This is a genomic window from Micromonospora sp. NPDC048935 (assembly GCF_043197875.1).
In the GTDB taxonomy this organism is placed as follows: Bacteria; Actinomycetota; Actinomycetes; order Mycobacteriales; family Micromonosporaceae; genus Micromonospora.
Genome location: NZ_JBICTZ010000004.1, coordinates 474,565 through 483,758, shown reverse-complemented (window position 1 = coordinate 483,758; position 9,194 = coordinate 474,565). Strand labels below are relative to the sequence as shown.

General features: G+C 72.7%; 8 protein-coding genes. 2 read left to right on the top strand and 6 right to left on the bottom strand.

What is annotated here, in order from left to right; genetic code table 11:
* Window positions 1–122: 122 nt before the first annotated feature.
* From ACGFIW_RS15495 to ACGFIW_RS15485, 3 genes are read right to left on the bottom strand one after another with little or no spacing between them, the layout of a single operon-like run.
* Window positions 123–1,595, bottom strand: a complete 1,473-nt coding sequence (locus tag ACGFIW_RS15495) for a pyridoxal phosphate-dependent decarboxylase family protein (protein WP_393315175.1) — start codon at window positions 1,593–1,595, stop codon at window positions 123–125.
* The gene (locus ACGFIW_RS15490; RefSeq protein WP_393315172.1) at window positions 1,592–3,010 is read right to left on the bottom strand and encodes an MFS transporter; all 1,419 of its coding nucleotides are present in this window, start codon (window positions 3,008–3,010) and stop codon (window positions 1,592–1,594) included. The genes ACGFIW_RS15495 and ACGFIW_RS15490 overlap by 4 nt, the downstream gene beginning before the upstream one ends.
* 32 nt (window positions 3,011–3,042) lie before the next feature.
* On the bottom strand, window positions 3,043–3,357 hold the full coding sequence (locus ACGFIW_RS15485; RefSeq protein ID WP_393315169.1) for an MGMT family protein: 315 nt from the start codon (window positions 3,355–3,357) through the stop codon (window positions 3,043–3,045).
* 13 nt (window positions 3,358–3,370) lie between these two features.
* On the opposite strand from ACGFIW_RS15485, the gene proB reads away from it, so the two are divergent.
* Window positions 3,371–4,528 (top strand): glutamate 5-kinase, encoded by a 1,158-nt coding sequence (gene proB, locus ACGFIW_RS15480; RefSeq protein ID WP_393315166.1) that lies wholly within the window; start codon window positions 3,371–3,373, stop codon window positions 4,526–4,528.
* Between the two features lie 90 nt (window positions 4,529–4,618).
* A complete protein-coding gene (locus ACGFIW_RS15475) occupies window positions 4,619–5,860 on the top strand; it encodes a glutamate-5-semialdehyde dehydrogenase (protein WP_393315163.1) in 1,242 nt (413 codons plus the stop codon).
* Window positions 5,861–5,991: 131 nt separating this feature from the next.
* On the opposite strand, the gene ACGFIW_RS15470 is transcribed toward ACGFIW_RS15475, so the two are convergent.
* From ACGFIW_RS15470 to ACGFIW_RS15460, 3 genes are all read right to left on the bottom strand, one after another.
* Window positions 5,992–6,819 carry a prenyltransferase/squalene oxidase repeat-containing protein gene (locus tag ACGFIW_RS15470; protein ID WP_393315321.1) on the bottom strand — a complete coding sequence of 276 codons (828 nt, stop codon included), beginning with the start codon at window positions 6,817–6,819 and terminating at the stop codon, window positions 5,992–5,994.
* A gap of 216 nt (window positions 6,820–7,035) precedes the next feature.
* Window positions 7,036–8,217 (bottom strand): adenylyltransferase/sulfurtransferase MoeZ, encoded by a 1,182-nt coding sequence (gene moeZ, locus ACGFIW_RS15465; RefSeq protein ID WP_393315160.1) that lies wholly within the window; start codon window positions 8,215–8,217, stop codon window positions 7,036–7,038.
* Window positions 8,218–8,340: 123 nt separating this feature from the next.
* Entirely contained in the window at window positions 8,341–9,165 is an 825-nt protein-coding gene (locus tag ACGFIW_RS15460; RefSeq protein WP_393315157.1) for a DUF3152 domain-containing protein, read from the bottom strand.
* Between the last annotated feature and the right edge of the window lie 29 nt (window positions 9,166–9,194).

Sequence of the window (9,194 nt, the reverse complement as noted above, 5' to 3'; positions counted from 1 at the left end):
GGTCCGCCCCCCGCCCCAACAACACCCCCCCAATATCTTGTTCTTATTATTTAACCCCCCCCCCCCCCGGCGGCCCCGCCCCCCCCCCCCCCGGGGGCCCCCCCCCCGCGGCCGGGCTCCGGTCACCAGGTGGGACGTTGCAGCAGCCCGACGAACTCGACGAGCAGCCGCTCCCGCAGCGCCGGCGGTGCGGCGTCCAGCAGTGTGTTCACCAGCGCCATCCGGTCCGGCGTCGGGGCGTCCCCACCACCGAGCCCGAGCCCACCGGCGAGTCCGGCGACCAGTTCCGGCGTGAGCGCGTCCGGTGTCAGCGACGTCGCCAACGCCACCAGCTCCGGCGGGAGGAGCACCGGACCGGCCGTGCGCGCGGCGGCCACCGCGGCGGCCAGGTCCGGCCCGAACTCGGCCACCCGGGGCGCGACCGAGGCGGTCACGGTGAGGTGCACGCTGGCCGGCAGGCCGGCGTACGACAGTTGGGGTTGGGTGTGCCAGCCACGCGCGGTCAGCTCGTCGACCAGGACGAACAGGTCGGGGCCGCCCTCGGTGGCGGTGAAGCAGACCACCGTGGACTCGGGCTCGGCCATCAGCCGCAGCCCGTCGACCGCCCGGACCGCGTCGGCCAGGCCGGCGACCGCGTCCCGGGTGAGGGCGGCCAGTCGCAGGTAGCCGTCGTCGCCGAGGTGCCGGACTGTCGCGTACGCGGCGGCGATCGGCCCGCCCGACCGGGTGGACGCGATCACCGGGTTGATCATCGTGTAGCCGGGCCAGTCCGCGAACGCGAAGTACTGCGGGGCGCGCAGTTGGGCGTCACGGTGCAGCAGCACCGACACCCCCTTCGGCGCGTACGCGTACTTGTGCAGGTCCACCGAGATGGACGTGACCCCGCCGACCGCGAAGTCGAACGCCGGCACCGGCTCGCCGAGTCGGCGCAGGTAGGGCAGGGTCCAGCCGCCGAAGCACGCGTCCACGTGGCAGCGCACCCCGGCGTCGGCCGCCACGGCGGCGATCTCGGCGACCGGGTCCACCACGCCGTGCGCGTACGACGGCGCGGAGCACGCGACAAGCACCGTCTCCGGGCGGATCGCGGCCGCCATCGCGGCCGGGTCGGGGCGCAGCGTGTCCGGGGACACCGGCACGACGTCCAGCGCCACCCGCAGGTAGTGCGCCGCCTTGGCGAACGCCGCGTGCGCGGTCGACGGCACCACCAACCGGGGTGCGGTGATCTCCGGGTGCGCGTCCCGGGCCGTCTTGACGGCGAGGATCAGCGACTCGGTGCCGCCGCTGGTGACACTGCCGACGACGTCCGGGGCGGTGGTCCCCGGGCCGGCGCCGAGCACTCGGCCGGCGGCGGCGACGAGCGCGTTCTCCATGGCCAGCAGCGAGGGGAAGGCGGTCGGGTCCAGCCCGTTGACGTGCGCGCTCTCCCGGTGGGCGGCGGCTGCCAACTCGTCCAGCCCGGACACCGCCGAGTCGTAGACGTACGCGAACAGTTGCCCCCCGTGCGTCGGCCGGTCCCCGGCGCGCAACTGTCGAACCTCGGAGAGTGCGACGTCAGCGGCAACCCCGGAAGGCAAGACCCTGCTCTCGTCGATCATGGAGTTATGGTGCCCTTCTCGTGACGCTCAACGGCTTTTTTCCCCGGCACAGCTCCGTGCTCGACCCGGTCGTCCTTCGGGGCGGCCGGGGTGTCGGGGGTCAGGGTGTAGTGGCGCAGAAGGAGGACGGGTGGGGCTACCAGGAGCGCCGGGATCAGCGTGAAGCCGAGGAGGACGCCGAGTCTCGCCGTGTCGGACTGGGCGGCTGCCGTACCGGTGTCGGAGGAGACGTAGCCGCCGAGCTGGAGCATCAGCCCGTAGATGCCCGGCCCGAGCGCCAGGCCGAGGGTCTCACCGGCGGTCCACAGGCCGGTGAAGACACCCGCCTGCCGTCGACCGGTGCGTGCCGTGTCGTACGCGATGCAGTCCGGCAGCATCGCCAGCGCGAAGACCTGCTGTCCGGCGTACCCGACGCCGATCACCGCCACCACCAGGTAGACCGCGACCGGGGGCAGCACCGGCGCGGCGACCAGGGCCAGCGCACCGGCGGCGAGGAGCAGCGAGCCGATCACCAGCGCGGTGCGCTTGCCCAGCCGGGCACCGACCCGGGTCCAGAGCGGCATCACCAGCAGTGCCGGGCCGACGAAGCAGACGAAGAGCAGGGTCGGCCCGCTCTGCTCGTCGCGCAGGATCTGCGCCGCGAAGTAGTTGACCCCGGCCAGGATCGTCGCCACCCCGGCGGACTGCACCACGAAGCAGATCAGCAGCGCCCGGAACGGGCGGTTGGCGCCGGCCACGGCGAGTTGGGCGCGCAGGGTCGGCTCGCTGTCGCCCGCCGTGCCGGTGGGCGCGGACCGGGTGCCGAGGAACGCGCCGAGGGCACCGAGGGCGATCAGCACCGCCACGAACAGCCCCATCCACCGGTGCCCGGCCACGCCGTCGCCACCGGCGGTCACCACCAGCGGAGCAATCGCGCCGGAGACCAGGATGGCCAGCGCCAGCACCGCGATTCGCCAGGTCATCAACCGGGTGCGTTCGGCGTAGTCGTCGGTCAGCTCCGCCGGCATCGCCACGTACGGCACCTGGAAGAAGGCGAACGCGGTGGCGGTGAGCAGGAAGGCGAACGCCACGTACGCGGCGGCGGCCGAGCCGTTGCCGAACGGCGCCGCGAAGATCGACGCGAACAGGACGGCGAGCGCGAGGCCGCCGACGAGCAGATACGGCCGACGGGCACCCCAGGGCGACCGGGTGCGGTCGGAGATCCGCCCGGCGACCGGGTTGACCAGCACGTCCCACGCCTTGGGGAGCAGCACCAGCAGGGCGGCCAGCCCGGCGGCCACACCGAGCGTGTCGGTCAGGTAGGGCAGCAGCAGCAGACCGGGCACGGTGCCGAACGCACCGGTGGCCAGGGAGCCGAGCGCATAGCCGGCGTGCACCCGTCGAGGCAGCGAGCCGGTGCCCGGCGGCGTTTTCATGGGGCCGAATATTACTCACGTTGCGGTGGAGGTCACATCCCCTCCTGCGGCGACCAACCGGCCGCCGCGATGTCCACGCCCTCGCCGCGCAGTGGCGCCCCCTCGGCGCGCAGGCGGGCCCGTGCCTCCCGCTCGTGCCCGGGCGGCAGCCGGCCGGCGGAGGTCACCACCCGGTGCCAGGGCACCGAGCCGCCGTGCCGGGCCATGATGTTGCCCACCAGCCGCGCCGAGGCGCGACCCGAGCGCTCGGCGAGCGCGTCGGCCACCGCGCCGTAGGACATCACCCGGCCCTCTGGGATCCGCTCGACCAGGTCGAGCACCGCCTCGACATACTCGTCAGGAGTCACAATCCGCCACCATATGGGAACGCCGCCGGGCGGTGCGCCCGTGACCACGCAGAATGGGCGGGTGCGCGACGCAGTCACGACGGCCCGGCGGGTCGTCGTCAAGATCGGATCCTCCTCGTTGACCACCGCCACCGGCGGGCTGGCGGACGAGCGCGTCGACACGCTCGTCGACACCCTCGGCCGGCTGACCGGCGAGGGACGCGAGGTGGTGTTGGTCTCCTCCGGCGCGATCGCCGCCGGCCTCGCCCCGCTCGGGCTGCCCCGACGTCCGCGCGACCTGGCCACCCAGCAGGCCGCCGCCAGCGTCGGGCAGGGCCTCCTGATTGGCCGGTACGCGGCCAGCTTCGCCCGGCACGGCCGCACCGTCGGGCAGGTGCTGCTCACCGTCGACGACGTGACCCGACGGGCGCACTACCGCAACGCGTACCGGACGCTGCGCAAGCTGCTCGACCTGGGTGCGGTGCCGATCGTCAACGAGAACGACACGGTCGCCACCCAGGAGATCCGATTCGGCGACAACGACCGGCTGGCCGCCCTGGTGGCCGCGCTTGTGCACGCCGACCTGCTGGTGCTCCTCTCCGACGTGGACGCGCTCTGGACCGGCGACCCCGCCAAACCGCACTCGACCCGGATCACCGAGGTGCGTGACGAGACGGACCTCGCCGGGATCACCATCGGCGGGGCCGGCCGGTCCGGCGTCGGCACCGGCGGCATGGTGACCAAGGTCGAGGCCGCCCGGATCGCCACCGGCTTCGGCATCCCGGTGGTGCTCACCGCCGCCGACCTGGCCACGCGGGCGCTGGCCGGTGACCCGGTCGGCACCCTGTTCCATCCGCAGCGGCAACGCCCGACGGCCCGGCTGTTCTGGCTGGCGCACGCCACCTCCCCCCGGGGGCGGCTGCACCTCGACCCGGGCGCGGTGGCCGCCGTCGTCGGGCGGCGCAAGTCGCTGCTGCCGGCCGGCATCACCGCCGTCGACGGCACCTTCACGGCGGGCGACCCGGTGGACCTGGTCGACAACGCCGGCGCGTCGGTGGCCCGTGGGCTTGTCAACTACGACGCGGTGGAGTTGCCGGGGCTGCTCGGCCGGTCCACCTCCGAACTCGCCGCGGCCCTGGGCCCGGCGTACGAACGAGAGGTCGTCCACCGCGACGACCTCGTCCTGCTGTGAGGAGTGAGCCATGAGTGAGCGCCAGCGAGCGGATCATCAACTCGGTGCGGTGGTGCCTGCGGGCGGCGCGGGGCGCAGTGGAGTGCCGGCATGAGCGTGAGCGAGCAGGCGCGACGGGCCCGGGACGCCGCAGCCGACCTGGCCACCGCCACCCGTACGGTGAAGGACGCCGCGCTGGCGGCGATGGCCGATGCGCTGGTGGCGCGTACCCCGGAGATCCTGGCCGCGAACGAGACGGACCTGGCGGCCGGCCGGGAGGCCGGGCTGAGCGCGGCCGTGCTGGACCGGCTCGCCCTCGACGCGGCGCGGGTGGCCGGCATCGCCGACGCGCTGCGCCAGATGGCCGCGCTGCCCGACCCGGTCGGCGAGGTGGTCCGCGGTTCCACCCTGCCCAACGGGCTGGAGCTGCGCCAGATCCGGGTGCCGTTCGGGGTGGTCGGCATCATCTACGAGGCGCGGCCGAACGTGACGGTCGACGCCGCCGGGATCTGCCTGAAGTCCGGCAACGCGGCGCTGCTGCGCGGGTCGTCCTCGGCCGCGCACTCCAACGCCGCGCTGGTCACGGTGCTGCGCGACGCGATCACCGACGCCGGGCTCCCGGCCGACGCGGTGCAACTGCTCGACGCCAGCTCCCGCGACTCCGTCAAGGAGCTGATGCGCGCCCGGGGGCTTGTCGACGTGCTCATCCCGCGCGGTGGCGCGTCCCTGATCCGCACCGTGGTCGAGGAGTCGACAGTGCCGGTGATCGAGACCGGGGTGGGCAACTGCCACGTCTACGTCGATGCCGCCGCAGATGTGGCAAAGGCCCTCGCGGTGACGCTGAACGCCAAGACGCAGCGCCTGTCCACCTGCAACACCGCCGAGTCGCTGCTGGTGCACGCGGGCGTCGCCGACGCGTTCCTACCGCCGATGCTCGCCGCGTTCGCCGAGGCCGGGGTGACCGTGCACGGCTCCCCCGAGGTCGCCGCGTACTCCCCCGCCGTGGTCCCGGCCACCGAGGAGGACTTCGCCACCGAATACCTGTCCGCCGACATCTCGGTCGCGGTGGTCGACTCGCTGGACGCGGCTGTCGCGCACATCCGCCGCTTCGGCACCGGGCACACCGAGGCCATCCTCACCGACTCGGCGAGCGCGGCCCGCGAATTCGTCGCGCGGGTGGACTCGGCCGCGGTGATGGTGAACGCCTCGACCCGCTTCACCGACGGCGGCGAGTTCGGGTTCGGCGCGGAGATCGGCATCTCCACCCAGAAACTGCACGCCCGTGGCCCAATGGGCCTACCCGAGCTAACCAGCACAAAGTACGTAGTAACCGGAGAAGGCCACCTACGCTAACCCCCCGCGCCCGTCCCTCCCCCCTCCCGCGCCGATCTTGCACTTTCTGCCCCGACAAAAGGGGAGCAATGCACGTGAATCGGCGACAGAAACTGCAAGATCGGCGCGGGGGTGGGGGTGCGGGGGGGTGGTCAGGTTTTTGGGGTGGGGCGGGCGGCTCGGATCACGGACAGCGTGGCGTGCACGTCGAACTGGTGGCCGTCGTCGCTCTCCCAGCCGCCGTCGCTGCGCTGGGTCTCGGTCAGGCGGCGCAACGCCCGCACCATGATCCATTCCTGTGGGTCGATGCCGGCGCGGCGGAGTGTGGCCGCCAGCCACGCCACGTTGCCCGGCGACATTTTCGCCATCCGTTCGGCGAGCACCACCTGGATCCGCGCCGACTCCTGGAACATGTCCTGCCGGTGCAGCACCGCCGCGCTCAGCCAGCCGGCGGCCAGGAACGACGGCCAACTACCGTCCGGCCGCAGCCGCGCGGCGAGTGAGTGGGCCGCCGCCTGCACCACCCCGGCGTACGCCCCGCCGACCCGATGGTCGAGTGGACCCGAGGCGCGGGCGTCCAGACCGGCGACGGTGAGCCAGAAACCGGCGTTGGCCGACTGGAGGAAGCCAGCCTCCGGATCGCCGGGCCGGGCCCACTCCGGAGCCGAGTCGGCGAGCGACGCATCCTCGTCCCAGCCGCCGTCGGCCTGCTGCCGGGACGCCAACCAGTCCAGTGCGCGGCGAGCGGCCGGACGGCCGAGCGCGCCCAGGTCGTCCAGCTCGGTGAGCCGGAAGCAGGTGGCATCGATCGAGGCGACCCCGCCGCCCCAGGTGGCCGGCCAGCCGCCGTCGGATGACTGGCCGACCTCGGCGATCTCCAGCAGCTCGACGGGCACGGCCGTGCCGTTGCGGAGCCAGGAGAGGCGGGCGCGCTCCACCGCGTCTCCGTGCGCCACGACGAACCCGATCGCGGCTTCCATGTCGACCACGACGGAGACGCTACCTGCGCAGACGCGATGCCGCCTCGGAGAATCGGCCAGCCCGGAATGACTGCGTCGCTCCGGCCAGCGGCCTACTCGGCGTCACCCGCGTCGATTCGTCAGCCGCCCGGGGCGGCGGGCACGAGGACCAGCCGGGGCGGTCGGCACGCGGACCAGCCGGGGCGGCGCGGTGTGCGCCACCCCGGCGGCCGTCGGTCAGTACGCGGGTAGCGACGGGTCGATCTGCTTGATCCAGGAGAGCACGCCGCCCTGTACGTGCACGGCGTCCTTGAAACCGGCCGCCTTGACAGCGGCGAGCGCCTCCGCCGAGCGGACGCCGGACTTGCAGTGCAGCACGATCTGCCTGTCCTGCGGCAGCTTCGCCAGCGCCTCGCCGGAGATGATGTCGCCCTTGGGGATCAGCGTGGAACCGGGGATGCGGACGATCTCGTACTCGGCCGGCTCCCGTACGTCGACCAGGAAGATGTCCTTGCCGGCGTCCTGCCATTCCTTGAGCTCCAGCGCGGTGATGGTCGCGTCGAGCGTCGCTTCCTGGGCCTCCTCGGAGACCGCGCCGCAGAAGTCCTCGTAGTCTTCCAGCAGGTCGGTGACCGTGGGGTTGTCGCCGCAGAGCGCGCAGTTCGGGTCCTTCCGGACCTTGATCTTGCGGTATTCCATCTCCAGGGCGTCGTAGACCATCAGCCGGCCGACGAGCGGCTCACCGATGCCGGTCAGCAGCTTGATCGCCTCGTTCACCTGGATGGAGCCGATCGAGGCGCAGAGCACGCCGAGCACGCCGCCCTCGGCGCAGGACGGGACCATGCCGGGCGGCGGCGGCTCCGGGTAGAGGCAGCGGTAGCAGGGGCCGTGCTCGGCCCAGAACACCGACGCCTGACCGTCGAAACGGTAGATCGAGCCCCAGACGTACGGTTTGCCGAGCAGCACCGCCGCGTCGTTGACCATGTAGCGGGTGGCGAAGTTGTCGGTGCCGTCGACGATCAGGTCGTACTGGGCGAAGATCTCCCGGACGTTCTCCCGGTCGAGTGCGGTGTTGTGGATCTCCACCTGGACCAGGGGGTTGATCTCGCGGATCGACGCGGCGGCGGACTCGGCCTTGGACCGGCCGATGTCGGACACACCGTGGATGATCTGACGCTGGAGGTTGGACTCGTCGACGGTGTCGAAATCGATGATGCCGAGCGTGCCGACCCCGGCCGCGGCAAGATACATGAGGGCGGGCGACCCGAGGCCGCCCGCGCCGACGCAGAGCACCCGGGCGTTCTTCAGCCGCTTCTGCCCGGTCACCCCGACATCCGGGATGATCAGATGGCGTGAGTAGCGGCGGATCTCGTCAACGGTCAGCTCGGCGGCGGGCTCGACGAGCGGGGGCAACGACACGGTGGACTCCCCGGGATCGGCGGTGTGAACCGCGCCATTGTCGCTCGCGGGAGCCCCGCTCGGCCATGAGGGACGACACGTGGTCCGCGATGCGGGAGCGGGAATAACCGACGACCCGGTCGATCAGGGGACGATGTCACCCGCGTAGCGACGTCCGTCGAGGTACGGCCAGGCGTTGGCGACGCAGCCGTGCAGGCCGTACGTCTGCTGCTGCATCACCGGGGCGGGCTCCCCCGGGCCGGGGCATGCCTCGTGTTCCTCGCCGAACTCGTGGCCCACCTCGTGGTTGATCACGTAGGTGCGGTAGGTGTCCAGCGGGGCACCGTAGTCGGGGACCGCCTCCATCCAGCGGGCCAGGTTGATGACGACCCGGCCGGGCAGGCGGCAGGACGTGTAGCGCTCGGTGGTCAACCCGCCCTCGGCGCACATCCGCTCGGACGTGACAGGGGTGGCCAGGTAGATGGTGAAGTCCGCCGCCCCGGCGTCGGCCACCCGTTGCACCCGCAGTTCGTCGGAGGCGATCCAACTGCGTTTGTCGGTCAGCACCTCGTCCACCTTGGCGGCGAACGCGTCGGCGTCCTGGCCGGCGCCACGCTCCACCACCACCCGGTAGCGACGCAGCGGCCCGTCCGTACCCCGCACGGCCGTCTCACCGTCGGCCACCGTGAAGCGTCCCGCTCCGACCGAGGGGTAGCTGGTGGGCGTCGGGTGCGCGAGCCCTCCACCGCCGTGGCCCATCTCGCCCTGGGTGATGGTGATGGGAGGCTCGGTTGGCGGGTCACCACCCCGGTTCAGCGTCACCCCGATGGCGACGGCGAGGACGAGCGCGCCCAGCAGCAGGGTGCGGCGACGCCGCCGGTGCATCCGGACGAGCGTGGGACGCGCGCCCTCGTACGCCGGCTGGTCGGGCGGCGGCGAGGGCGGGCCGTAAGGGGACGACGGCGTCATGATGTCGAGCCTGCCAGATTATTCGGGCA

Excerpts from the sequence above, each read along its gene's own strand:
- proB (WP_393315166.1), top strand. The coding sequence starts at position 3,371 with ATGGGAACGCCGCCGGGCGGTGCGCCCGTGACCACGCAGAATGGGCGG.
- ACGFIW_RS15470 (WP_393315321.1), bottom strand. The coding sequence starts at position 6,819 with ATGGAAGCCGCGATCGGGTTCGTCGTGGCGCACGGAGACGCGGTGGAG.
- ACGFIW_RS15490 (WP_393315172.1), bottom strand. The coding sequence starts at position 3,010 with ATGAAAACGCCGCCGGGCACCGGCTCGCTGCCTCGACGGGTGCACGCC.
- ACGFIW_RS15475 (WP_393315163.1), top strand. The coding sequence starts at position 4,619 with ATGAGCGTGAGCGAGCAGGCGCGACGGGCCCGGGACGCCGCAGCCGAC.
- ACGFIW_RS15460 (WP_393315157.1), bottom strand. The coding sequence starts at position 9,165 with ATGACGCCGTCGTCCCCTTACGGCCCGCCCTCGCCGCCGCCCGACCAG.
- ACGFIW_RS15495 (WP_393315175.1), bottom strand. The coding sequence starts at position 1,595 with ATGATCGACGAGAGCAGGGTCTTGCCTTCCGGGGTTGCCGCTGACGTC.